A 23,571-nucleotide genomic window follows, 5' to 3' on the forward strand; every position below is an offset into this window, starting at 1 on the left:
CAAGCGCGACTACATCTTCAACGGCACCCTGACCGTCACCGCGATCGTGATCTGGCTCCGCGACACCGTCCAAGAGCCATCAGAAACGGCCTAGTCCCGGAGCGATCGGCAGCGGCTGAGCCCGGTCACCGATGAAGACATGAATCAGTCTTCATGTGTTCCTGTATGGTGGGGAGGCATGCCCCCGCCCGAAGGACTCTTGTGATGACCTCCACCCTCACGCCGCAGCCGGTCGACCGGGCGGAGCCCGCGCGCACCGGGACCGTGCCCCGGCGGCGTACCCGTGTCCTCGCGCTCCCCGAAGCGCGCTGGGCCGCGGCGGCCACCGTCCTCTTCCTGCTCGCGCTGCCCTTGCAGCTGACCGGCGCACCCTCCTGGACCTGGGGCCCGCTCTACGCCCTGTCGTACGTCACGGGCGGCTGGGAGCCGGGCTGGGAGGGGCTCAAGGCGCTCAAGGAGCGCACGCTCGACGTCGATCTGCTGATGGTCGTCGCCGCACTGGGCGCGGCGGCGATCGGGCAGGTCATGGACGGTGCCCTGCTCATCGTCATCTTCGCCACCTCTGGCGCGCTGGAGGCGCTGGCCACCGCCCGCACCGCCGACTCCGTCCGCGGCCTGCTCGATCTCGCCCCCGTCACGGCCACCCGGCTGGCCCCGGACGGCGGCGAACAGGCAGTACCCGTCGAGGAGCTGGCGGTCGGTGACACCGTCCTGGTCCGCCCCGGTGAGCGCGTCGGCGCCGACGGCCGTGTGCTGGACGGGGCGAGCGACGTGGACCAGGCGACCATCACCGGCGAGCCGCTCCCCGTGGCGAAGGAACCGGGCGACGAGGTCTTCGCGGGCACCCTCAACGGCACCGGCGCCCTGCGGATCAGGGTCGAGCGCGACGCGTCCGACTCGGTGATCGCCCGCATCGTCCGCATGGTGGAAGAGGCGTCCGAGACGAAGGCGCCCACCCAGCTGTTCATCGAGAAGGTCGAACAGCGGTACTCGCTGGGCATGGTGGCCGCGACCCTGGCCGTCTTCCTGGTGCCCCTCGCCTTCGGCGAGCAGCTCACCGACGCGCTGCTGCGCGCCATGACGTTCATGATCGTGGCCTCGCCGTGCGCGGTCGTGCTGGCGACCATGCCGCCCCTGCTGTCGGCCATCGCCAACGCCGGGCGGCACGGCGTGCTGGTGAAGTCGGCCGTGGTGATGGAGCGGCTCGGCCAGGTCGACGCGGTCGCGCTGGACAAGACCGGCACGCTGACCGAAGGCAGCCCGCGCGTCACCGACGTCCGGCTGCTGCCCGGATCGGACCTGGACGAAGGGGAGTTGCTGACACTGGCGGCAGCCGCCGAGCGGCCCAGCGAGCATCCGCTGGCCCGGGCGGTCGTGGACGCGGCCCGCGAGCGCGGTCTCGGCCTGCCCGAAGCGCATGACTTCACCTCCGCGCCCGGCGTGGGAGTGACCGCCGTCGTGAGCGGCCGTGCGGTCGCCGTCGGCGCCCCGCTCCGTCTCCTGGACGGCACCGGCAGCACGGTCGCCGCCGTCGCCGGGGAACTGGAGGAGTCCGGCCGTACCGCCGTCCTGGTCCTCGTCGACGGCGCCCCCGCCGGGCTGCTCGGCATCGCCGACCGGCTGCGCCCGGACGCCGCCGCCACCGTCGCCGCGCTCACGACGCTGACCGGCACCGCCCCGACGCTCCTGACCGGCGACAACCCCCGGGCCGCCGCACACCTCGCCGCCGAGGCCGGCATCGACGACGTGCGCGCCGGGCTGCTGCCGCAGGACAAGCTGACGGCCGTACAGGAGATGGAGCGCGCGGGCCGCAAGGTGCTGGTCGTCGGGGACGGCGTCAACGACGCACCCGCCCTGGCCGCCGCCCACACCGGCATCGCCATGGGCCGGGCGGGCTCCGACCTCGCCCTGGAGACCGCCGACGCCGTGATCGTGCGCGACGAACTCGCGGCGGTCCCCGCCACCGTCGCCCTCTCGCGCCGCGCGCGCAGGCTGGTCGTGCAGAACCTCGTCGTCGCCGGGGTGTTCATCGCCGGTCTCGTCGTCTGGGACCTGGCCGGAAACCTGCCGCTGCCGCTGGGCGTCGCGGGCCACGAGGGCTCCACGGTCCTGGTCGGTCTGAACGGCCTGCGTCTGCTGCGGGAGACGGCCTGGCAGCGGGCCTTGGCCGAGGGAAGCGGCTGACGAACGCCGTCAGCCCACCGGCGGTGGCGGGCCGGTGCTGGCCCGCACCACGAGATCCACGGGGACGAGCGTGTCGACGCGAGGCTGCCCCCCGGGTCCGTCGATGCGGTCCAGGAGAAGCCGCAGGGAACGGGTGCCGATCTCGGCGAAGTCGGTGCGGACGGTGGTCAGCGGCGGCAGGAGATGTCCGGCCTCGGGGATGTCGTCGTAGCCGACGACGCTGACGTCCCCGGGGACGGAGCGCCCGGACTCGTGCAGGGCGTGCAGCAGGCCCAGGGCCATCTGGTCGTTCGAGGCGAACACCGCCGTCACCTCCGGGCGCCGGGCCAGCCGGCGGCCCAGGTCGTAGCCGGAGTCGGCGCTCCAGTCCCCGGCGAGCGGGGCCGGGATGTCCGCACCGGCCGCTTGGAGCGTCTCCTGCCAGCTCGCCAGGCGGTGGTCGGCGGAGGTCCAGCCGGCGGGGCCCGCGATGTGCCAGACCGTGGCGTGCCCGAGGGCGAGGAGGTGCTCGGTGGCCTTGCGGGCCCCGGTGCGGGAGTCGCCGGTGACCAGGGGCGTACTGTCGTCGAGGGCGCTCTCCAGCACCACCAGGGGAGTCCCGAGGTCGGTCTCCGCCAGGGCCTGGCCCACCCACTGCTGCGGGGCGATCGCGATCACGCCGTCCGCGCCCTCGGCCGAGAGCCGGTTCACGGCCTCCACGACGGTGTCGTGGTCGGCCGTGTCGAGCGCGATGGAGCTCACCAGGTAACCGGCCTCCTGGGCCGCCGTGTTGATGGCGGTCAGGATGGACGCGGGCCCGTACCGGGCGGCGTCGAAGGAGATGACCCCGAGCATCCGGGTCCGGCCGCTGGCCAGCGACCGCGCGCTGCGGCTCGGCCGGTAGCCGAGGGTGCGCATGGCGTCCAGGACCGCCTCGCGCGTCTCGGGGCGGACGGCCGGATGGTCGTTGAGCACCCGGGAGACGGTCTGCTTGGAGACGCCGGCCAGCCGGGCCACGTCGGCCATCACCGGCCGCGCCCCCGCGAAGTTGCGCCTGCTGCGGCCCTTGGGGACAGGGCTGTCGGTGGCGCTCGGTGTCATGACGGGTGATTCCTCGACGTCGGTTACGGCGGTCCTGACCCCGCCCGGCAGGAGCACAGCATAGGCCGGGCGGGGCCGTGGGGTTTCTCAGCCGGCCCGCACCGCCCACGCGCGCGTGACCACCCACTCGGCGTGCCGCACACCCGCCGCTCGCCACGCTTCGCCCACCTGTCCCGGCACATGAACCCGGGCGTCCGCCGCCAAGGGCAGCACCATCAGCCGCAGGCCCTCCGTCCTCAGCGCCTCGACCGGCAGCCGGTCCAGGCCGATGTCCCAGACCCGGCCCGAGTAGAACTGGTCGGCGACCAGGACGTCCCCCACGTAGGCCCGGGCCAGATCACCCGTCCAGCGCAGCCGCAGCAGGACACCGGCGGGCGCCCGAAGCAGTTCCTCCGGTACGTCGACGCGGTACTCGGCGGCCACCGTCTCCACGTACTTGTCCGCCGGCACGCTCGCCCGCCCCTGCACGCCGGTCACCGGCTCGGGCGCCGGACCGGCGGGCCTGACCAGGGTGACGGGCACGGCACTGTCCGGGAGGGGCGCGGCCTCGATCGTGTAGCGGGTGAACACACCGTCCGCCGCCTCCCGCATCCGTGTCCCCGCCACCACCGGGGCGGAATCAGGCGAGGGCAGCACGGCGAACGACGGCTCGGCGGCCGGGCTGTGCAGCCGTACCTCGTCACCGTCGAAGACGACGCCGTCCCCGCACAGCACCAGCCGCTCGGCTCCCCAGGCCTCACCCCGGTAGACGGTACGGGCCGTCGCCGCGTCCAGGACCAGCAGCCCGACGCGTGAACCGTCGGCGGCGTCCACCTCGACCAGGGCGTCGGTACCGGGCCGCACTCCGCTGACCAGGATCCGGCCGCCGACCGGCGTGACCTCCCCGGTCGGTGTCGCGACGGACGCCACCGTGTCCGCGTCCAGGGCCAGTTCGGGCGCGATGCCGTCGGTCGCGGCCAGCACCAGGACCGTACGGCCGCCCGCTTCGACGGTGCACACCGGCTGCGCGGTCGCCCAGTCCAGCCGCAGCCCGGCCACGTCCAGCCGCAGGGGCCAGCAGAAGCAGGAGCCGGAGGGCACGGCGACGGGAGTGCTCGGCAGGGTCAGCGGCGGTGCGTCCGGGAAGGCGACCGTGAAGGCTGTGTCCGGGTGGTCGGGCAGCGGCTCGTGGGGCTGGTGGTCGGTCACGAACAGGAAGCCCGACGTGCCGTCGGTACGGACGGCCCAGCGCAGCGTCTCCCGGTCGTGCTGCCCGGTCGGCAGCCGCTCGGGCAGCACGGACTCCATGGGCGCGATCCGGTGCCCGAAGTCGGCCAGCAGCAGGTGCTGAAGTCGCAGTTCGTGGTACGAGGAACGCACCTGGCCGTACTCCCCGAGCGGGGCCTGGAAGTCGTAGGTCAGGACCGGCAGGTCGTTGGGGTAGCCGGTGGCGTGCGACTCCTGAAGGGTTGTCAGCTCGCCGGGCGGGTTCGTGCCGCCGTGGAACATGTAGTAGCCCTGCCACACCGAACCGCAGCCGATCTTGGTGAGCCCCAGCGCGGCCACGTCGGCGGCCTCCACCCGGGGCCGCCGGTGGTAGGCCACCGCCATGCCGCCGCCCAACTCGCAGGTGGCCCAGGGGAATCGGTCCGCCGGTACCGGGTCGGCGCCGCGTACGGTCGTGGGTCGCAGATCGGCGCCGATGCCCTCGTCGTCGCGCTCGTGGGTGAAGAAGAAGTGCTTGCGGCAGGTGTCGGGCCAGCCGCCGTCCGCCTCCGTCCAGAAGGCCTCCGGATAGCCTCCGTACAGCGGGAGCAGTTCGTCGCCCGGCAGCTGGACCCCGCCCCACGCGGTCGACGTCCACAGCGGCGCGCTCAGTCCGGCCTCCTCGGCCAGGCGCTTCAGGGTGCGCAGATGGCCGGGCTGGTCGTAGAGCTCGTTCTCGATCTGGATCGCGACGATCGGGCCGCCGTGCGCCCGGTCGAGGCCGCGCAGTTGCTCCGCGAGGGCCGCGAACCAGGTGCGTACGGGCTCCAGATAGGCAGGATCGTCGGTGCGCGGCGCCCGGACGCTGGCGAGCAGCCAGTCGGGCAGGCCGCCGTTGCGCACCTCGGCGTGGGACCAGGGGCCGATGCGCGGGATGAAGTCCAGGCCGTGGCGGGCGCACAGCTCGGCGAAGCGACGCAGGTCGCGGTCGCCGTCGAAGCGGATCCGCCCCTCGATCTCCTCGTGGTGGATCCAGATGACGTACGAGGCGACGGCGGTCACCCCGCCCGCCTTCATCTTCAGCAGCTCCTCCTCCCACTCCCGGGCCGGGTAGCGGGAGTAGTGGAACTCGCCGGAGACCGGGAACCAGGGGCGGCCGCCACGGGTGAGCCAGCGGCCGGTGACCTCGATCGGGTCGGGCACGCCGGGTGCGTCCGTGAAGGGCAGGTGGCCGGTCGGCGGGGGAGCGGAGGGCGCGGGCACGCGCAGCCGGTGCGGGGTCACCAGGTGTTCTCCGGGCCGAGGTCAGGCGTGTCGGTCAACTGCGCGTGGGTGGCGGTGGTGCCGTGCAGTTCCAGCAGGACCAGCTCGTTGCCGCCCGGCCGCAGCACCGGCGCGGGGACGTACAGCGTGCGCTGCGGGCCGCGGTTCCAGTAGCGGCCCAGGTGGAAGCCGTTGACCCAGGCCTGCCCCTTCGTCCAGCCGGGCAGGGCGAGGAAGGCGTCGGCGGGCGTGTCCACCTCGAACGTGCCGCGGTGGAAGGCCGGGACGGTGACCGCCGTCCCGTCGTCCGGGGCGAACGGCACGGCCTCAAGGTCGTCCAGAGGCAGCGCGTGGCAGTCCCAGCCGCGCAGGGCCGTGCCGTTGAAGGAGACGGGCCCGAGCAGGCCCTTCGGGGCGCCGATGCGGGGCCCGTAGTTGACGCCGCCCATGTTCTCGACGAGCACCTCCAGCCTGGCTCCCGGGTGGACACGCACCGGCAGCGTCTCGTCGTGGCGTTCGCGCTCCAGGACACCGACGGGTGCGCCGTCGACGAAGACCTGGGCACGGTCGCCGACCCCACCGGCGAAGTGCAGCAGGCCGTCACCGGAGGCGCGCAGGACGGTGCGGTAGAGCGCGTAGCCGGCGTGCTGCCCGAGCTCGCCCATGGTCACCGGGTCGTCGGTGCGGACGGGAGCGGCGAGCGTGTCGGCGAGGGGCAGCAGGGGTGCCCGTCCGTCCCACTCGACACCGGTCGGCGGCAGCTTGGGGCCGGGCACCAGGACGGGCTCGTCGGGGACGCCGGTATGGCGGGCGATGACCTCCCGGAAGGCGTGGTACTTCGGGCCCGGGTCACCGCACTCGGTGAGCGCGGCGTCGTAGTCGTACGACGTGACGGTGGGCTCGTAGGCGTGCTTGTGGTTGGCGCCGTTGGTGAAGCCGAAGTTGGTGCCGCCGTGGAACATGTAGAGGTTGACGGACGCCCCGGCGGACAGCAGCCGGTCCAGATCGGCGGCGGCGTCGGCCGCGTCCCGTACGTGGTGCGGGCCGCCCCAGTGGTCGAACCAGCCGATCCAGAACTCCGCGCAGAACAGCGGGCCCTCGGGTCGGTGCTCGCGCAGCCGCCCGAGGTTCTGCTCGACCCGGCTGCCGAAGGTGCCGGCGGTGAGCACGCCGGGCAGGCTCCCGGCGGCCAGGTGCTCGGGGTCGCCCTGGTCGCAGGTGAACAGCAGCTCCTCGACGCCCCGCGAGCGGAACGCGTCGGCCAGGTGCTTCAGATACGCGCTGTCGTCGCCGTAGGCCCCGTACTCGTTCTCCACCTGCACGGCGATGACGGGACCGCCCGCCGCGGCCAGGTGCGGCCGGAGCGCGGGCAGCAGCAGGTCCAGGTAGCGGTCGACGGCCCCGGTGAAACGCGGATCGCTGGACCGCAGCCGGATGTCCGGGTCCGAGGTCAGCCAGTCGGGCAGGCCGCCGCCGTCCCACTCGGCACAGATGAACGGACCGGGACGCAGCAGCACGTGCAGCCCCTCGTCCCGGGCGAGTTGGAGGAACCGGGGCAGGTCGAGGAGGCCGTCGAGGACGAGAGGGCCCTCCGGGTCGGGCTGGTGGTGGTTCCAGGGGATGTATGTCTCCACCGTGTTGAGGCCCATCAGCCGCGCCTTGCGCAGCCGGTCGGACCACAGGCCGGGGTGGACACGGAAGTAGTGCAGCGCACCGGAGATGATCCGGAACGGCTCGCCGTGCAGCAGGAATCCGTCGGACGTCGTCGTCAGGGCGGGCATGAGCAGGCTTCCCTTCGGGATGCGGGCGGAAGTCAATGGACGTCGTGGAGGTCGATGGAGGTCGATGGACGGCGGTGGACGTTTCAGTGGGAGCGGGTGACGCGGATCAGCCAGAGCGTCGCCGCCAGGCACAGCGCCGAGACACCGCACAGCAGCAGGGGCACCGCGCGGACGTCCGACCACTCGATGGCCTTGCCCAGTGCCGGACCCGCCACCACACCGCCGACCATGGACGCGGCGATGACGAGGGCACCGGCTCTGCGGGCCCGCGGGGCGGCCCGGTTCAGCCAGGGCAGCCCGGTGGGGAAGATCGGCGCGATGAACAGACCCACACCGGCGTACGCGTACGGCGCCAGCGCCGGCACGGACGCGGCCAGCAGACACACCGTCATGCCCGCGCAGGACACGGTGATGATCGCCTGGGCGGAGAAGCGCAGCGCGAGCGGCGCGACCAGGAAGCGGCCGACGGTCATCATCAGCCAGTACACGGAGGTTGCGGTGGCGGCCACGCCCGCGCCGTAGCCGACGGTCTCCAGATGCGTGGGTTCCCAGCCGCCGACACCGGCCTCGATGCCCACGTGCAGGACGTAGAGCGCGACGAAGACGCCGAGCACCGAGGCGAGGCTCCGCCGGAGGACCCCGCCACGGCTCGCCTCGTCAGTGGCCGGGACGGGCGCCTCGTTCCGTACGCCCCTCAGACACAGCAGCAACGGCAGGTTGGCGAGGGCGAAGCCGAGGAAGACGGCCGGGTAGTGCTCGGAGCCGACCATGCCGATCAGGGCGGGGCTGAGGATGGCGCCGATGCCGAAGTGGGCGTGGAGGATGTTCAGCATCGCGGCCGAACGGTGGCCGAAGCCCACGGCGAACAGCTGGTTGAGCCCGTAGTCGATGCCGCCGAAACCGAGCCCGGCGAGCAGGGCCGCCGCCAGGGCGACGGGCCAGCCGGGCGCCAGCGCGACACCCGCCGCGCCGACCGCCATCAGCAGGTAGGAGCTGCCGAGGAGGTGCCGGTTGCCGACTCGCCCGTAGAGCCGGTCGAACAGCAGCACACCGGCCACGCCACCGACGAAGTGGGCACTGAGCCCCAGCCCGGCAGCGGACGGCGAGAGCTCGAACTCCGCGCGGAAGCCGGGGATCGCGGGCCCGTACAGGGCCTGCAACGCACCCATGAGCACGAAGCCCACACAGGAGGCGACCGTGGCGGACCGGCTGAAGACCGGGGCCGGCGCGTCGGGGGAGAGGCTGACCGCGCGCTGCGCGGTGGGCGGGTCGGTCACGCGGACTCCGGGGGACGGCCGGCCGGGTGCGGCGGGCGGAGGACATGGCGCGTACGGCTCGAGGCGAGGACGGGCGGAGGAACGGGCGAGGGTGATGTTACCGGTAACATCCGGCTCGCCGACACCCCTTGACGGCACGAATGAGAAGCCCGCGCGACCTCCGGGCTGCTTCGCCCCCACCGGTAATCGCGTGGTCAACCCGGTGCGGCGGCTGATCTAATGCGCGCGTGGGCCACCCGCGCCCTCGGACCGGCACAACGGACGGAAGGAAACCCTCGGCATGGCCGTCATCCACCGCACCACGGTCGCACCGACCAAGCTGGAACTGCTCACCTCCTGGCTGCCGTCCCGTCCGTGGTACCGCGGTGGTGGTGCCGGACCGCAGCTGGCCAAGGCCGGCGGGTTCCGGCTGGACGACCCGGAGGGCGAGGTCGGGATCGAGTTCATGGTCGTCACCGACACCTCGGGCCCACAGCCCGTCACCTACCAGGTGCCGCTCACCTATCGCGGTGCCGCGCTCGACGGGGCGGAGCGCGCCCTCGTGGGCACCATGGAGCACGGCGTGCTCGGGCGGCGCTGGGCCTACGACGGTTGCCACGACCCCGTGCTGGTCGCCCAGTTGGCCGCCTTGATCGAGGGCCGGGCGCAGGCCCAGGCCCAGAGCGTCAGCAACGAACCCGACCGGGAGGTCGCCGCCTCCCACACCGGCGAAGGCCCCCTCCCCGCGGACTTCACCGCCACCGACGACCAGGACGGCACCCGGCTGACCGCCCCGCACGGCACGACCCTCCACCTGCACCGCATCCTGCGCCCGGCCCCCGAAGGCCCGCTTCCCCCCGCCACGGGAGCGACCGGCCAGGTCACCGGTGCCTGGGAGCTCCCGGACGGCACGCCGGCCCGCGGGGTCTTCGCCGTTCTGCACACCGGCCCGCGCATCTAGTGCTCAAGGGAGAGGGGCCAGGCGACGATGAAGAGGTCTGAGGCCCGCCGGGCGGTGGCTGCGGCGCTTTCGACCGCCTCTTCACTCGGCCTGAAAGCCGACGACGCGCGCGTTCTTCATGACTCGAACAAGCTCACTCTGCGTCTGCTGCCGTGCGATGTGCTGGCCCGGGTGGCACCTGCGGCGCATCAGGTCGCACAGTTCGAAGTCGACCTCGCCCAGCGGCTCGCCGAGGCCGGATGCCCTGTGGCTGCTCTCGAGCGTCGAGTGGAGCCACGCGTCCATGAGCGTGACGGCTACGAGATCACGCTCTGGACCTACTACGAACCCGTGACCCCACGGGAGATCTCACCGGCCGACTACGCCACCGCGCTCAAGCTGCTGCATACCGGCATGCGCGAACTCGCTTTCCCTGCTCCGCACTTCACGGACCGAGTCGAGCAGGCTCAACAACTCGTGGCGAACCACGACCGCACGCCGGCGCTCGCCGACGCGGACCGGGAGCTGCTCGGGGGCACGTTACGGACCCTCAGACGGGCGATCGGCGAGCGCGGCGCCGCCGAGCAGCTGCTGCACGGCGAGCCGCACCCGGGCAACCTCCTCACCACGAGGAACGGGCCGCTGTTCATCGACCTCGAGACGTGCTGCCGCGGGCCCGTCGAATTCGACCTCGCCCATGCGCCCGAAGAAGTCGGCGAGCACTGTCCGGGCGTCGACCAGGAATTGCTGCGCGAGTGCCGGATCCTCGTGCTGGCGATGATCACAACATGGCGCTGGGACCGAGACGACCAGCTCCCCGACGGGCGCAGACTGGCCGGGGAGTGGCTGAGCCAGATCCGGGCGGCAGTCGATCGGAACCGCCTGGATCGGCAGGGTTGATCGCGGGTGGCAGACGGGTTCCTCTGCCCTCTCCTGAATCCCGTCCCCCCCATCCCCCGAACCTCAAAGATCAAGCAGGATTGCTCCGGGCCCGATCGGGTACGCGAGCAGCACCGCGTCCGGGGCGGATCATGCCCCGGGCGGGCCGCACGACCGCCGCTACCAGGGAATCTGCCATGGAGACACCCGCAAACGACCCCACGCCCACGCCCGCCCAGCGGGCTCTGGACGTCCTCACCGAGAACACCGAGGACGCGGCGGCTCTGGACGCGCTCGCCAACAGCGACGTGCTCATCCCCGTGCCCGACGACGCGAACGACGCCGACGCCGCCAACCCCTCGGCGGTGGCGCTGCCGGTGCTGGAGCAGCCCGGCGGGGAGCCGGTGGTGCCCGTGTTCACCTCCGAGGTGGAGATGGCCGGGCTGCTGCCGTTCGTCTCCCGCTACCGCCTGGTGCCGCTCGGCGCCCTGGCCGCCCAGTGGCCGGCCGACGACCTGTCGCTCACCATAGACGGCAGCTCGGAGCACCGCCTGACCCTCACCTCGGAGGGAGTACGCACCCTGCTGGCACGCCCGTAGGGCCGAGTACGCCGGCCCGGGCCGGGTGGTCTACTCGCCCAGTGTCCGGGCCAGCGCGGCCCGCTGCAGCGGCAGTACCTCCGCGTGCAGGTCACGGCCCTTGGAGGTCAGGGCCACCCACACGCCGCGCCGGTCCTCCACGCACACCGAACGCGTCACCAGCCCGTCCTTCTCCAGTCGGGCGATGAGCCGGGACAGCGCGCTCTGGCTGAGATGGACCCGCCCGACCAGGTTCTGCACCCGGCACTGCTCGCCCTCCCCGGGCGCCGCCGTGGCGAGGATGTCCAGGACCTCGAAGTCGGACGCGCCGAGGCCGTGTGGATGCAGCACCCGGTCGATCTCGCACATCGTGCGCGCGTGCGCCGACAGGATGTCCCGCCACCGTTCCTCGAGCCGCGCACCAGCCGTTTTCGACGCCATATGTGAACGGTAACACCGAGGTGGCATTCAATGTCCGTGCATGCAATGCATGCCTCTCCGGGCACCGATCCTAGGTCGACTCCCGTTTGACCAGCTCCGTCGGCAGGATCACCGCCGCCGGATCCTCGCCCCCGATCTGCGCGAGCAGCACCCGCACCATCTCGGCGCTGATCCGGTCCCACGGCTGCCGGATGGTCGTGAGCTCGGGGCTGGAGGCCACGGCGGCCGGGGAGTCGTCGAAGCCGCCGACCGCGACGTCCTGCGGCACGCGCCGCCCCGCCCGCTGGAGGGCCGCCAGCACGCCCTGCGCCATGAGGTCCGAGGCGACGAAGACCGCGTCCAGGTCCGGGGCCTGCGCCAGCAGCCGCTCGGCGCCCGCCTCGCCGCTGGCCCGGCCCCAGTCGCCGGAGACGATGAGCCGCTCGTCGATCTCCAGGCCCGCTTCCGTGAGCACCTCCTTGTAGCCGGCGAGGCGATCGACACCGCCCGGGGTGTCCACCGGGCCGTTCACCATGCCGATGCGGCGGCGGCCCAGCGACAGCAGGTGGCGCATCATGTCGCGGGCGCCGTCCCGGTCGTCCGCCGCCACGTAGCTCACCTTGGTACCGCGCCCCATGGGCTTGCCGCACTGCACGAGGGGGACCCCCGCTCCGTGCAGTTGCTCGGCGACCGGGTCGGCGGAGTGGCTGGAGACGAGCAGCACGCCGTCGACGTGGCCCGCGGTGATGTACCGCATGATCCGCCGCCGCTCGTCCTGCGTGCCGGCCAGCATCAGCAGCAGGGGGATGTCGTGCGCGGCCAGCGCCTGGGTGCAGCAGCGCAGCAGGACGTTGAAGTTGGGGTCCTCGAACAGTTTTTCCTGCGGTTCGGTCAACAGGAAGCCGATCGAGTCGGACCGCCCGGTGATCAGGGAGCGGGCGTGCCGGTTGACGACGTAACCCGTCCTGCGGATGGCCGCGTTGACCGCTTCCTGGGCGGCCGGGCTGACGTAGTGGCCGCCGTTGAGTACACGCGAGACCGTGCCGCGCGAGACCCCCGCCTCGCGCGCCACGTCGTGGATCGTGGGCGGCCTGCGCCTGCCCCCCGCAGCGTTCATGGTCATGACTTTACGGCTCCGGAGAGCAGATCCAGACTCCAGAAGCGCTGGATGACCAGGAAGAGAGCGACCAGCGGGAGCACCGCCAGGAACGCGCCGGTGATCACCAGGGTGTACAGCGCCGGGGTGTTGGCGCCCTGCTCCAGCAAGGTGAACAGGCCGAGGGTGATCGGGAACTTCTCGTCGTCACTGATCATGATGTACGGCAGCAGGAAGTTGTTCCAGATCGCCACGAACTGGAACAGGAACACCGTCACCATGCCCGGGATCATCATCGGCAGCGCGATCCGCGTGAAGATCCGCCACTCGCTCGCCCCGTCCATCCGGCCGGCCTCGACCACGTCGGCCGGCACCGCGGCGGCGGCGTAGATCCGGGCGAGGTAGACGCCGTACGGCGACAGGATCTGCGGCAGCAGCACGGACAAGTAGGAGTCCGTGAGGTCGGCCTTCGCCAGCAGCAGGTACTGCGGGATGGCCAGGATCACCGGCGGCATCAGCACACCCGCGAGCAGCACGTTGAAAATCGTCTCGCGGCCCCGGAAGCGGTAGGTCGCCAGCGCGAAGCCGCTGAACGCCGACACGCAGGTCGACAGCAGGGCCCCGAGCCCGGCGTACAGGGCGGAGTTGCCCATCCACGACCAGTAGACGCCGTCGCGGTAGGCGCTGAGATCCCGGAAGTTGTCGGCGAAGCCCGTGCCCGGGAGGAAGGTGAACGTGGAGAACAGCTCACTGCCGGACTTCGTGGCCGCGATGACCACCCAGGCCACCGGCAGCAGGCAGTAGACCGCCCCCAGGAACAGCGTGACCGTCGGGATCAGGGCGATCCGGCGGCGCAGCGGCGGGCGGCCCTGGGTGGTGCCGGGCGCGGTGCCCGCCACCGGCTCGGCCTGGGAAACGGCAAGGGAGCTCATCGGGCTGCCTCCTGCTTCTGACGACGGTTCGCGGCCCGCAGGAAGCCGAAGGACAACAGGAGCGTGACGACCGCGATGATCACGGCCTGCGCCGCGGCGCCGTAGATGTCACCCTCGCCGAACGCGTCCCGGTGCACGTTCATCAGCGGACTCCACGTCGTGGACACCGAGTTGGTGAGCGGCTTGAGGGTGGTCGGTTCGCTGAACACCTGGAGCGTCGCGATGATCGAGAAGAAGAAGGTCAGCACCAGCGAGGGAGCCACCATCGGGATCTTGATCCGCAGCGCGATCTGCACCGGGGTGGCGCCGTCCAGCTTCGCCGCCTCGTACACCTCCGCCGGGATCGCCTGGAGCGAGGTGTAGATGACGATCATGTTGAAGCCGGTGCCGCCCCAGACCGCGATGTTCGACAGCGCCAGGTACAGCGGCCCGCCGTCCAGCAGGCCCGGCTGCGGCAGGCCCAGCTTGTCGAGCACGAAGTAGAAGGGGCTGACGTCCGGCAGGTAAAGGAAGCCCCACAGCAGCGCCGCCACCACACCGGGGATGGCGTACGGCAGGAAGATCGCGAGCCGGGTGAAGGGGGCCAGCCGCACCTTCTCGGAGTCCAGCATCAGCGCGAACAGCAGGGCGAGGCCGAGCATGACGGGGACGACGATGCAGCCGTAGCCCAGCACGCGCAGCGCCCCGTTCACCAGTTCGCTGTCGGTGAGGGCGGCGGTGTAGTTCTCCAGACCGGCCCAGACCTCCTTGCGGGCGCCGGAGCCGAGACCGAGGCCGGAGACTTTCACCTTGCGCAGGCTGAGCCAGACCGCGTAGCCGATCGGCAGTGCGAAGAACAGTGCGAACAGGATCGTCGCGGGGACAAGGAAGGCGTACGGGGCCCCCTTGACCCCGTACGACTGCCGACGTGCCGTGCTGTTCACTCCGCGACCTCGAAGCCCTGCTTCTTCATGTCGGCGACGGTGTCGTCCTGCATCTCCTTCAGCGCGGCGCCGAAGTCCGACTTGTTCTTCGCGGCGGCGCCGAAGGCGTCCTTGAAGGTGGTGTAGGCGACGTTCACGTTGGGGCCCCAGGCGGCCGGCGCCGTGGTCTCCGCGATGTCGGCGGCCTTGCTGTAGAAGTCGGCCTGGTTGGAGAAGTAGGCCGGCGGCTTGAGGAAGGCGCCGCTGGTCTGGGCGTTCTTGGCGGCCGGGTAGATGCCGCTCTCCTTGGCCAGGGCGTTGAGGGCGTCGCCGTCGGTGTTCAGCCAGGTGGCGAACTTGGCGGCGGCCTCCTGGTGCTTGGAGTCCGTGGTGACGGCGGTTGAGGAGCCGCCCCAGCTGCCCGTGCTGTTCTCGTTCGCCGACCACTGGGGGAGCGAGGCCATGGCCCACTTGCCCTTGGTGGCGGGGGCGGCCGTGGTGAGCGTGCCCGGCGCCCACACGGCGCTGACCCAGGCGATCTGCTTGCCGGTGTTGAGGGCCTTGTTCCAGGCCGGGGTGTACATCGGCTGGTTGTCGATGGCGCCCTCCTTGACCAGGCCGCCCCAGAACTTCGCGACCTTCTGCGTCGCCGCGTCGTCGATGGCGACCTTCCACTGGTCACCGGAGGTCGTCCACCACTTGGCGCCCGCCTGCTGGGCGAGGCCCGCGAAGAGGCCGGAGTCGTTGGCCGAGAAGGTGGTGAGGTCCTTGTCGGGGGCGGCCTGCTTCAGCTTGCGGGCGGTCTTCGCGAACTCGTCCCAGGTCGTCGGCACCGTCAGGCCGTACTCCTTGAACAGGTCCTCGCGGTAGTAGAACATCATCGGCCCGATGTCCTGCGGGACCGCGTAGACGGCGTCGGTGCCCAGCGTCGTCTGCTGCCAGACACCGTCGGCGAACCTGTCCTTCGCGTCGCCCACGTTCTTCGATATGTCCGCCAGGGCGTCGTTGCTGACCAGCGTGGGCAGCGCCTGGTACTCCGCCTGCACCAGGTCGGGCGCCTTGCCCGCCTTGTGTGCGGTGAGGATCTTGGTGACGAGGGTGTCGCCGGACGCCTGCTTCTTCACCGTGACGGTGATCTGGTCCTTCTTGCCCGGGCCCTGGTTCCACAGGTCCACGACCTTGTCCATGCCGGGCGTCCAGGTCCAGTACGTCAGCGAGACCGGCCCCGACTCGGTCTCGCTGTCCCCGGATTCCGAGCCACAGGCGGCGAGGGCGGTGGTGCCGAGCGCGAGGGCGACGGCGGATGTCACGAGGCGGCGGCGCTTCGTGTACGGCATGGATCTCTCCCCTGACCTGGGGTCCTCGCCTGCTGCGAGAACCTGCCATGCTTCTGTGAGCGTTCACAGTAGAGAAACATCCCGGACACTTGTCAATGGTTGTTGCTGTGCGGTTATGTTGGGCTCCGCACCGCGCCGCTGTGTGTGCACGTTCCCATTTGATCGACCGACCGGGAGACCATCCATGCCGGAGACCACCCCCAGGGGCCTCACCAGGCTCGCCTTCGGTGGGGACTACAACCCCGAGCAGTGGCCGGAGAGCGTCTGGCAGGAGGACGTCCGGCTGATGCGCGAGGCCGGCGTCACCATGGTGAGCGTCGGGATCTTCTCCTGGGCACTGCTGGAGCCCTCACCCGGCCGCCACGACTTCGGCTGGCTCGACCGGCTCCTGGACCTGCTGCACGAGCACGGCATCCGCGTCGACCTCGGCACCCCCACCGTCGTACCGCCCGCCTGGTTCTACCGGGCCCACCCCGACGCCCTGCCCGTGACCGCCGAGGGCATGCGCTACGAGTTCGGCTCCCGCGCCGCGATCTGCCACAGCAACGCGGACTACCGCGCGGCCGCCGCCGCCATCACCACGAAGCTCGCCGAACGCTACGGCGACCACCCGGCCCTGGCGATGTGGCACGTGCACAACGAGTACGGCGTCCCCGTCTCGGCCTGCTACTGCGACTCGTGCGCCGCGCACTTCCGCCGCTGGCTGGCGACGACGTACGGCACGGTCGACGCGGTCAACGAGGCCTGGGGCACGGCCTTCTGGGGCCAGCGCTACACCGACCTCGACCAGATCAATCCACCCCGGCTCACCCCCGCGGCCGTCAACCCGAGCCAGGCGCTGGACTACAAGCGGTTCGCCGACGCCACCATGCGCGAGAACTTCGTGACGGAGCGGGACATCCTGCACCGCCTGTCCCCGGGTGTCCCGGTCACCACCAACTTCATGACGGCGCTGAGCCAGTGCGACTCCGTCGACTACTGGGCCTGGGGCCGCGAGGTCGACATCGTCACCAACGACCACTACCTGATCACCGACGGCCGCCGCACCCACGTCAACCTGGCCATGGCCGCCGACCTCACCCGCTCCGTCGCGGGCGGCGCCCCCTGGCTGCTGCTCGAACACTCCACCTCGGGCGTCAACTGGCAGCCCCGGAACCCCGCCAAGGCCCCCGGCCAGATGGCCCGCAACTCCCTCACCCACGTGGCGCGCGGCTCCGACGGAGCCATGTTCTTCCAGTGGCGCCAGTCCCGGCGAGGCGCCGAGAAGTTCCACTCGGCGATGGTCCCGCACGGCGGCACCGACACCCGCGTGTGGCGCGAGGTCGTCGAACTCGGCTCCGCAGTCGGCGCGTTGAGCGAGATCCGCGGCACCCGCACCGAGGCCGACGTGGCCGTGCTGTGGGACTGGCACTCCTGGTGGGCGCAGAACCTCGACTGGCGCCCCAGCGTCGACCACGACGCCCGCGAACGCGCCGACTCCTTCTACGAGGCCCTCTACGACCGCCACCTCACCGTCGACTTCGCCCACCCGGAAGCCGACTTGTCGAGGTATCCCCTTGTCGTCGTACCGGCCCTGTACCTGATGACGGAGGCGGCCGGGAGCAACCTCACGGCCTACGTCGAGAACGGCGGCACACTGGTCGTCTCGTACTTCTCCGGCATCGTCGACGAGCACGACGCCGTCCACGAGGGCGCCTACCCGGGCCCGCTGCGGGACGTCCTCGGCCTCACCGTCGAGGAGTTCTCACCGCTGCTGCCCGGCGAGCGGGTGAGCGTCACCGGCCCCGACGGATCCGAGCTGGGCGCCGACGTGTGGACGGAGTTCGTGGTGCCGCGCGGCGCCGAGACCGTCCTGACGTACGCCGACGGCCTCACCGCCGGGCGGCCCGCCGTCACCCGGCACCGCCTCGGTGAGGGCACCGCCTGGTACGTCTCCACCCGGCTCGGAGCCGACGGACTCGACGCCCTGCTCGGCTGGGCGGTCGAGGACGCCCGCCTCGCCCCGCGCGCCGATCTGCCCCGGGACGTCGAAGTGGTACGCCGCACCGGCGAGTCGGGCACCTACCTGTTCGCCGTCAACCACACCGGCTCGGACGCCAAGGTGCCGCTGGAGGCCGACGGCACCGAACTGCTGACCGGTGAACGCGCCGCGGGCCGCCTGGCGGTCCCGGCCGGAGCCGTCCGGGTCGTCCGGCTCGACGGCTGAACCGACTCCCCTCCGCCCGTGCGAGCCGCAGGAACCGCGGGCGGAGGGCTCTCTCGCCCCACTCGGGCGAGGGGCACCCCCAACCCCCACGTCGAAGGGACGACGGACGACGATGTTCCATCCCAGACGCACGCTCAGAACCCTGCTGCTCCCGCTCGCGGCGGGGCTCGCCCTCACCGCCCTGCCCGCCAACGCCGCGAGCACGCTCACCAACGGCGGCTTCGAGACCGACGGCGCGGGCGCGGCCACGCCGGCCGGCTGGTCCGAGTACGGCGACACCGGTGCCTCGTTCACCGAGTCCGGCGGTCACGGTGGCAGCTACCGCCTCAGCCACTGGTCCTCCACCGCCTACAAGGTGGAGACGTACCAGTACCTGTCCGGACTCACCAACGGTGCCTACAAGCTCACCGCCTGGGTGCGCTCCGGCGGCGGGCAGAAGTCCGCGTACATAGCGCTGAAGAACTGCGGCGGCGCCGAGCAGCGCACCGACCTGCCGGTCTCGGCCAGTGGGTGGATCCGGATCGTCGTGCCGGTCAATGTGACCGGCAACCAGTGCACGATCAGCGTCAACAGTGACGCGAACGCCGGTAACTGGATCAATGTCGACGACCTGACCTTCACGCCGGGCACGTCCAGTACGTCGATCAAGGGTGCCGACATCTCGTCACTGCCCAAGAGCGAGGCCAAGGGCGGCGCCTACCGGAACAGCTCCGGCACGGCCGGAGACCCGCTGACGATCCTCAAGTCGTCCGGCATGAACTACGCGCGCCTCAAGGTCTGGGTGAACCCGGCCGACGGCTACAACAACAAGGCGCACGTCCTCGCCACGGCCAAGCGCGTCAAGGCGCAGGGCATGAAGCTGCTCGTCGACTTCCACTACTCGGACTTCTGGGCCGACCCGGGCCGCCAGGACAAGCCCGCCGCCTGGGCCGGACACTCGTACAGTCAACTCAAGACCGACGTGTACAACCACACGTACGACGTGTTGAACGCCTTGAAGGCGCAGGGCACCACCGCCGACATGGTCCAGGTCGGCAATGAGATCAACGGCGGCATGCTGTGGAACGAGGGATCGACCTCCAACTGGCCGCAGCTGGCCGGTCTGCTCAACTCCGGCTACGACGCGGTCAAGGCGGTCAGCGCCGGCACGACCGTCGCCCTGCACCTCGCCAAGGGCGGTGACCTGGCCGGCACCCGTTGGTGGTTCGACAGCGCGCGCTCCAACGGCGTGAAGTTCGACGCGATCGGCCTGTCGTACTACGGCTACTGGCACGGCACGCTGGCCGACTTCCAGACCACCCTCGACGACGCGGCCTCCCGCTACGGCAAGCCGGTCTTCGTCGCCGAGACCGCCTACCCGTTCCGCCTGGACAGCGAGGACTCCCACGAGAACATCATCGACACCAGCGCCGAGCTGGTCTCCGGCTACCCGGCGAGCGTGTCCGGCCAGACCCGGTGGATGAACGACGTGGCGAGCATCGTGGAGGCCGTCCCCAACGGCCGTGGCCTCGGCATCTTCTACTGGGAGGCGACCTGGACCGCGGTGAACGGCAACGGCTGGGATCCGACCGACGCGTCCTCCGGCAACGCCTGGGAGAACCAGGCGCTGTTCGGCTACGACGACCGGGCGCTGTCGTCGATGTCCTGGTTCCGCCACCGCTGACCCACGCAGAAGGGGGCCCGGCCGCACGCACACGGCCGGGCCCTCACCCGTTTCCGAACTCACTTGTGGCATACGGCAGTTCGGTATCGGTCAAGGATGCCGAGTCCCGAGCGCGGCGGCTTCGACTGCGAGACAGTGGGAAGACGCGGTAAGAGGACAGAGCCGCGAGGCAGGGGCACGACATGCTGAGGACTCCCACCGACGACACGCGCCTGCGCATCCTGGCCTGGCTGAAGGAACCCGGCCCCGCCGCGCACGGCGTCACCGCGGACGCCGTCGCCGAGAGGTTCTCGATGCCCCGCCCGGTCGCCGTCACCCACCTCCGGCTGCTTCACGCCACCGGCATGCTGCGCACCAGCCGGTCAGCGGGCCGCGTGCACTACCACCGCGACGAGATGCGCATCGCCGAGGTCGCCCGGATGTTTGAAAAGGGCTGGTAGGCGACCCGGTACGACCCCGTACCCCGGAAGCTCCCCCGACGGTGAAGGACACACGCGATGGACCGCCCCACGGCACTCGTCCCACGCCACTACGTCGCGGTGGGCCACGGCCCCGAGGACGTGGTCGCCGACCCGCGCGGCCGCGTGCTGACCGGCCTGGCCGACGGCCGCATCCTGCGCCTTGACGGCCTGGGGGACCCGGTGACGGCCCGTACCGAGGTGATCGCCGAGACCGGCGGCAGGCCGCTCGGACTCGAACTCCTCCCGGACGGCGACCTGCTGGTGTGCGACGCCGAACGCGGACTGCTGCGCGTCGGCACCGGCGACGGCACGCTCCGCGTCCTCGCCGACACGGTGGCGGGGGAGCCGCTGCGGTTCGCCAGCAACGTGGTGTCCCTCTCCGACGGCAGTGTGTACTTCACCGTCTCCAGCCGCCGCCACCCCCTGGACCACTGGATCGGCGACATCGTCGAACACACCGGGACGGGACGCCTGCTGCGCCTGGCCCCCGGCGCGGACACCCCCGAGGTGGTGCTGGACGGCCTCCAGTTCGCCAACGGGCTCGCCGCCGGGGCCGACGAGTCGTTCCTCGTCGTCGCCGAGACCGGCGCCCGCCGGCTCATCCGCTACCGGCTCACCGGCCCTGGCGCAGGCCGGAGCGAACCCTTCGCCGAGAACCTCCCGGGCATGCCCGACAACCTCTGGCGCGGCACCCCGGACGGACCGGTCTGGGTCGCGCTGGCCGGGCCCCGCGTCCCCGCCCTCGACCTGTTCCACCGCAGCGCGCCCGGGGTCCGCCGGGCCGCCGCCCGCGTGGCCGTACGCGCTCCCTTCCGTCCCACCGGCACGATCGCCGTCCTGGCCTTCGACGACGAGGGCCGCGTCCTTCACCACCTCGCCCGCCGCCACTCCGGGTACCGGATGGTCACCAGCGTGTGCGAAGCGGGCGGACACCTCGTGCTGGGCAGCCTCTGGGAGCCGGGCGTGGCGGTCTGCGAGCCACCCGGCCCGAAGTGACGTCGGTTCGCCACCGGGGTTAACCTGAACCCCGGCCGCGACACCTCTCGCGGCGCGGCGGTGGGGCCCGCCGTTCCCGAACCGCGGCACGGACGCCGCCAACGGTCCCTACTTGCGACGGCACGCGCCCGCACGATCCCGGGCCCCGGCGAGTAGGAGACGTAGGACCATGACGGCCCCCGAGACGGAAAGCCCCCGCATCCGGCCCGCTGCCCTGCCCCCGCCCGCCTGGCGCGGCCAGGCGCCCGTCGTCGCGGCGGTGGCGCTCGGCGGGGGAGCGGGGGCCGCCGCCCGCTACGCGGCGTCCCTGTGGTGGCCCTCGCACACCGGCGGCTTCCCCTGGACGATCTTCTGGGTCAACGTGGCCGGCTGTGCCGTGATCGGCGTGTTCATGGTGGTCATCACCGAGATCCGGGCCGCGCACCGCCTGGTCCGCCCGTTCTTCGGCACCGGCGTGCTCGGGGGTTTCACGACCTTCTCGACCTACGCCGTCGACATCCAGAACCTGGCCGACGGCGGCCACCTCCGCACCGGCCTGGCCTACCTCGCCGCGACCCCGGTGGCGGCGCTCACGGCGGTGTGGCTCGCGGCCTGGTCGACCCGCCGTGTCCTGAAGTGGAGGCAGCCATGACCCGGCTGACCGGCAGGGCCCTGCGCCTGACCGTCTTCGTCGGCGAGAACGACACCTGGCACCACAAGCCCCTCTACTCGGAGATCGTCCACCGGGCCCACGTGGCGGGCCTCGCGGGCGCCAGCGTCTTCCGGGGCGTCGAGGGCTTCGGCGCCTCCTCGCTGATCCACACCTCGCGGCTGCTGTCCCTGAGCGAGGACCTGCCGGTCGCCGTCGTGATCGTCGACACCGAGCCACGCGTGCGGGCCTTCCTGCCCCAGCTCGACGAACTCGTCACCGAGGGACTGGTGACCCTCGACGACTGCGAGGTCATCCGGTACATGGGCCGGGAGGACACCCCGGGCGAAACGGACACGAAGGGTAAGAGGTCGTTGTGAACTGGCTGCTGGTCGTCGGGGGCGCGATGGTCGGCGCCCCGCTGCGCTACCTCACCGACCGTGCGGTGCAGTCCCGGCACGACTCCGTCTTCCCCTGGGGCACCTTCGCGGTGAACGTCACCGGCTGCCTGGTCCTCGGCCTGCTCACCGGCGTCGCCGGACACGTCCAACTGCTGCTCGGCACGGGTCTGTGCGGGGCCCTGACGACGTACTCCACGTTCTCCTACGAGACGCTGCGGCTGGTGGAGACGGGAGCCCGCGGCTACGCCGTCCTCAATGTGACGGCGAGCATGACGGCCGGTCTCGGGGCGGCGTTCGCGGGGGTGGCGCTCGCGCGTCTGTGAGATCCGTTCTCGCCCGCGTGTAGTAAGACGGTCCTCTCCGCGCCCGTCTCTCCTCGCACAGAACTGGATCCCATGAGCGTCATCAGCGTCGGTCAGGCCGTCGTCCTCGGAGCCGTCGAGGGGGTGACCGAGTTCCTGCCCGTCTCCTCCACCGGCCATTTGAAGATCGTCGAAGGGCTCATGGGCATCCCCGTCGGCGACAGTGCCGTGGTCGGGTTCTCGGCCGTCATCCAGGTCGGCGCGATCGCCGCGGTGCTCGTGTACTTCTTCAAGGACATCGTGCGGATCGTGTCCGCGTGGGGGAGGGGCCTGCGCGACCGCGAGGAGCGCTACCACCACGACTACAAGTTCGCCTGGTGGGTCATCTGCGCGACGATCCCGATCGTCGCCGTCGGACTCGCCGCCAAGCCGCTCATCGAGGGTCCGCTGGCCTCGCTGTGGGTGGTGGCCGGCTCGCTGATCGCCGGCAGCGGGGTGATGTGGGCGGCGGACCAGATGGGCCGGCACAAGCGCGGCGAGGACGACACCTCCTTCAAGGACGCCATGCTCGTCGGCAGCTCCCAGATCCTCGCCCTGCTCTTCCCCGGCTTCTCCCGCTCCGGCGCGACCATGTCCACGGCGCTGATCCTCGACCTGGACCGGGTCGCCGCCACCCGGCTCTCCTTCTTCCTCGGCATCCCCGCCCTGACCGGCGCCGGCCTCTACGAACTCAAGGACGCCCTGGGCACCGGCGTGGGAGCGGCCCCGCTCGCCGTCGGCACGATCGTGTCCTTCGTGGTGGCCTACGGCTCCATCGCCTGGCTGCTGAAGTTCGTCGCCAAGCACTCCTTCAACGCCTTCGTGATCTACCGGATCGTCGTGGGCGTGCTGCTGTTCGGCCTGCTCGGGGCGGGTGTGCTCACCGGCTGACCGGTCGCCACGGCGAGGGGGCCGGGCGCGTGAACGCGGGCTTGCGGCCCTCTGGACGTTTCGTTGCGACCCCTTGACAGGCGCCTCCCGCGACCCGCAGGATCGCCACCGTGAACCTGTCAGACAGCCGGACAGCCGGACAGCCCGTGCG

At 71.6% G+C, this 23,571-nt stretch carries 21 protein-coding genes; 12 read left to right on the forward strand and 9 right to left on the reverse strand.

Annotated elements, in window-relative coordinates; genetic code table 11:
* The first annotated feature begins 204 nt into the window (after positions 1-204).
* Entirely contained in the window at positions 205-2,184 is a 1,980-nt protein-coding gene (locus ABZ192_RS25595) for a heavy metal translocating P-type ATPase (RefSeq protein ID WP_356926792.1), read from the forward strand.
* A 9-nt stretch (positions 2,185-2,193) separates the two neighbouring features.
* On the opposite strand, the gene ABZ192_RS25600 is transcribed toward ABZ192_RS25595, so the two are convergent.
* From ABZ192_RS25600 to ABZ192_RS25615, 4 genes are all read right to left on the reverse strand, one after another.
* Positions 2,194-3,264 carry a LacI family DNA-binding transcriptional regulator gene (locus ABZ192_RS25600; RefSeq protein ID WP_356926793.1) on the reverse strand — a complete coding sequence of 357 codons (1,071 nt, stop codon included), beginning with the start codon at positions 3,262-3,264 and terminating at the stop codon, positions 2,194-2,196.
* 87 nt (positions 3,265-3,351) lie between these two features.
* Entirely contained in the window at positions 3,352-5,736 is a 2,385-nt protein-coding gene (locus ABZ192_RS25605; RefSeq protein WP_356926896.1) for a beta-galactosidase, read from the reverse strand.
* The gene (locus ABZ192_RS25610) at positions 5,730-7,493 is read right to left on the reverse strand and encodes a glycoside hydrolase family 35 protein (protein ID WP_356926794.1); all 1,764 of its coding nucleotides are present in this window, start codon (positions 7,491-7,493) and stop codon (positions 5,730-5,732) included. Before ABZ192_RS25610 ends, ABZ192_RS25605 begins: the two co-directional genes overlap by 7 nt.
* Before the next feature lie 83 nt (positions 7,494-7,576).
* Positions 7,577-8,770 carry an MFS transporter gene (locus tag ABZ192_RS25615; protein ID WP_356926795.1) on the reverse strand — a complete coding sequence of 398 codons (1,194 nt, stop codon included), beginning with the start codon at positions 8,768-8,770 and terminating at the stop codon, positions 7,577-7,579.
* 280 nt (positions 8,771-9,050) lie between these two features.
* Here ABZ192_RS25615 and ABZ192_RS25620 point away from each other — a divergent pair, with 280 nt between their 5' ends.
* The 3 genes from ABZ192_RS25620 to ABZ192_RS25630 all read left to right on the forward strand — a co-directional run bounded on the left by ABZ192_RS25620 (position 9,051) and on the right by ABZ192_RS25630 (position 11,167).
* Complete coding sequence (locus ABZ192_RS25620; RefSeq protein WP_356926796.1) at positions 9,051-9,710, forward strand: 1,4-alpha-glucan branching protein; 660 nt, start codon at positions 9,051-9,053, stop codon at positions 9,708-9,710.
* A gap of 27 nt (positions 9,711-9,737) precedes the next feature.
* Entirely contained in the window at positions 9,738-10,589 is an 852-nt protein-coding gene (locus ABZ192_RS25625) for an aminoglycoside phosphotransferase family protein (RefSeq protein ID WP_356926797.1), read from the forward strand.
* 176 nt (positions 10,590-10,765) lie between these two features.
* Complete coding sequence (locus tag ABZ192_RS25630; RefSeq protein WP_010043978.1) at positions 10,766-11,167, forward strand: SseB family protein; 402 nt, start codon at positions 10,766-10,768, stop codon at positions 11,165-11,167.
* 30 nt (positions 11,168-11,197) lie between these two features.
* On the opposite strand, the gene ABZ192_RS25635 is transcribed toward ABZ192_RS25630, so the two are convergent.
* The 5 genes from ABZ192_RS25635 to ABZ192_RS25655 all read right to left on the reverse strand — a co-directional run bounded on the left by ABZ192_RS25635 (position 11,198) and on the right by ABZ192_RS25655 (position 15,833).
* Positions 11,198-11,587 carry a MarR family transcriptional regulator gene (locus ABZ192_RS25635; RefSeq protein WP_356926798.1) on the reverse strand — a complete coding sequence of 130 codons (390 nt, stop codon included), beginning with the start codon at positions 11,585-11,587 and terminating at the stop codon, positions 11,198-11,200.
* A 70-nt stretch (positions 11,588-11,657) separates the two neighbouring features.
* Positions 11,658-12,689 carry a LacI family DNA-binding transcriptional regulator gene (locus ABZ192_RS25640; protein ID WP_356926799.1) on the reverse strand — a complete coding sequence of 344 codons (1,032 nt, stop codon included), beginning with the start codon at positions 12,687-12,689 and terminating at the stop codon, positions 11,658-11,660.
* The gene (locus ABZ192_RS25645) at positions 12,686-13,594 is read right to left on the reverse strand and encodes a carbohydrate ABC transporter permease (protein ID WP_356926800.1); all 909 of its coding nucleotides are present in this window, start codon (positions 13,592-13,594) and stop codon (positions 12,686-12,688) included. The genes ABZ192_RS25640 and ABZ192_RS25645 overlap by 4 nt, the downstream gene beginning before the upstream one ends.
* Positions 13,591-14,517 carry a sugar ABC transporter permease gene (locus tag ABZ192_RS25650; protein ID WP_356926801.1) on the reverse strand — a complete coding sequence of 309 codons (927 nt, stop codon included), beginning with the start codon at positions 14,515-14,517 and terminating at the stop codon, positions 13,591-13,593. The genes ABZ192_RS25645 and ABZ192_RS25650 overlap by 4 nt, the downstream gene beginning before the upstream one ends.
* Complete coding sequence (locus tag ABZ192_RS25655) at positions 14,514-15,833, reverse strand: extracellular solute-binding protein (protein ID WP_356926802.1); 1,320 nt, start codon at positions 15,831-15,833, stop codon at positions 14,514-14,516. The genes ABZ192_RS25650 and ABZ192_RS25655 overlap by 4 nt, the downstream gene beginning before the upstream one ends.
* A gap of 184 nt (positions 15,834-16,017) precedes the next feature.
* On the opposite strand from ABZ192_RS25655, the gene ABZ192_RS25660 reads away from it, so the two are divergent.
* The 8 genes from ABZ192_RS25660 (at position 16,018) to ABZ192_RS25695 (ending at position 23,420) form a co-directional block, all read left to right on the forward strand.
* Complete coding sequence (locus ABZ192_RS25660; RefSeq protein ID WP_356926803.1) at positions 16,018-18,039, forward strand: beta-galactosidase; 2,022 nt, start codon at positions 16,018-16,020, stop codon at positions 18,037-18,039.
* Positions 18,040-18,151: 112 nt separating this feature from the next.
* Positions 18,152-19,702 carry an arabinogalactan endo-1,4-beta-galactosidase gene (locus ABZ192_RS25665; protein ID WP_356926804.1) on the forward strand — a complete coding sequence of 517 codons (1,551 nt, stop codon included), beginning with the start codon at positions 18,152-18,154 and terminating at the stop codon, positions 19,700-19,702.
* A gap of 182 nt (positions 19,703-19,884) precedes the next feature.
* Positions 19,885-20,142: an ArsR family transcriptional regulator gene (locus ABZ192_RS25670; protein ID WP_356926805.1), complete on the forward strand. Its 258-nt coding sequence runs from the start codon at positions 19,885-19,887 to the stop codon at positions 20,140-20,142.
* A gap of 57 nt (positions 20,143-20,199) precedes the next feature.
* On the forward strand, positions 20,200-21,159 hold the full coding sequence (locus ABZ192_RS25675; protein WP_356926806.1) for an SMP-30/gluconolactonase/LRE family protein: 960 nt from the start codon (positions 20,200-20,202) through the stop codon (positions 21,157-21,159).
* Between the two features lie 169 nt (positions 21,160-21,328).
* Entirely contained in the window at positions 21,329-21,790 is a 462-nt protein-coding gene (crcB, locus tag ABZ192_RS25680) for a fluoride efflux transporter CrcB (RefSeq protein WP_356926807.1), read from the forward strand.
* A complete protein-coding gene (locus tag ABZ192_RS25685) occupies positions 21,787-22,167 on the forward strand; it encodes a DUF190 domain-containing protein (protein WP_356926808.1) in 381 nt (126 codons plus the stop codon). Before crcB (ABZ192_RS25680) ends, ABZ192_RS25685 begins: the two co-directional genes overlap by 4 nt.
* On the forward strand, positions 22,164-22,511 hold the full coding sequence (gene crcB / locus ABZ192_RS25690; RefSeq protein ID WP_356926809.1) for a fluoride efflux transporter CrcB: 348 nt from the start codon (positions 22,164-22,166) through the stop codon (positions 22,509-22,511). The genes ABZ192_RS25685 and crcB (ABZ192_RS25690) overlap by 4 nt, the downstream gene beginning before the upstream one ends.
* A 72-nt stretch (positions 22,512-22,583) precedes the next feature.
* Positions 22,584-23,420: an undecaprenyl-diphosphate phosphatase gene (locus tag ABZ192_RS25695; protein ID WP_356926810.1), complete on the forward strand. Its 837-nt coding sequence runs from the start codon at positions 22,584-22,586 to the stop codon at positions 23,418-23,420.
* The last annotated feature ends 151 nt before the right edge of the window (positions 23,421-23,571 follow it).

It is taken from the genome of Streptomyces sp. NPDC006235, from assembly GCF_040613735.1.
Classification (GTDB): Bacteria; Actinomycetota; Actinomycetes; order Streptomycetales; family Streptomycetaceae; genus Streptomyces.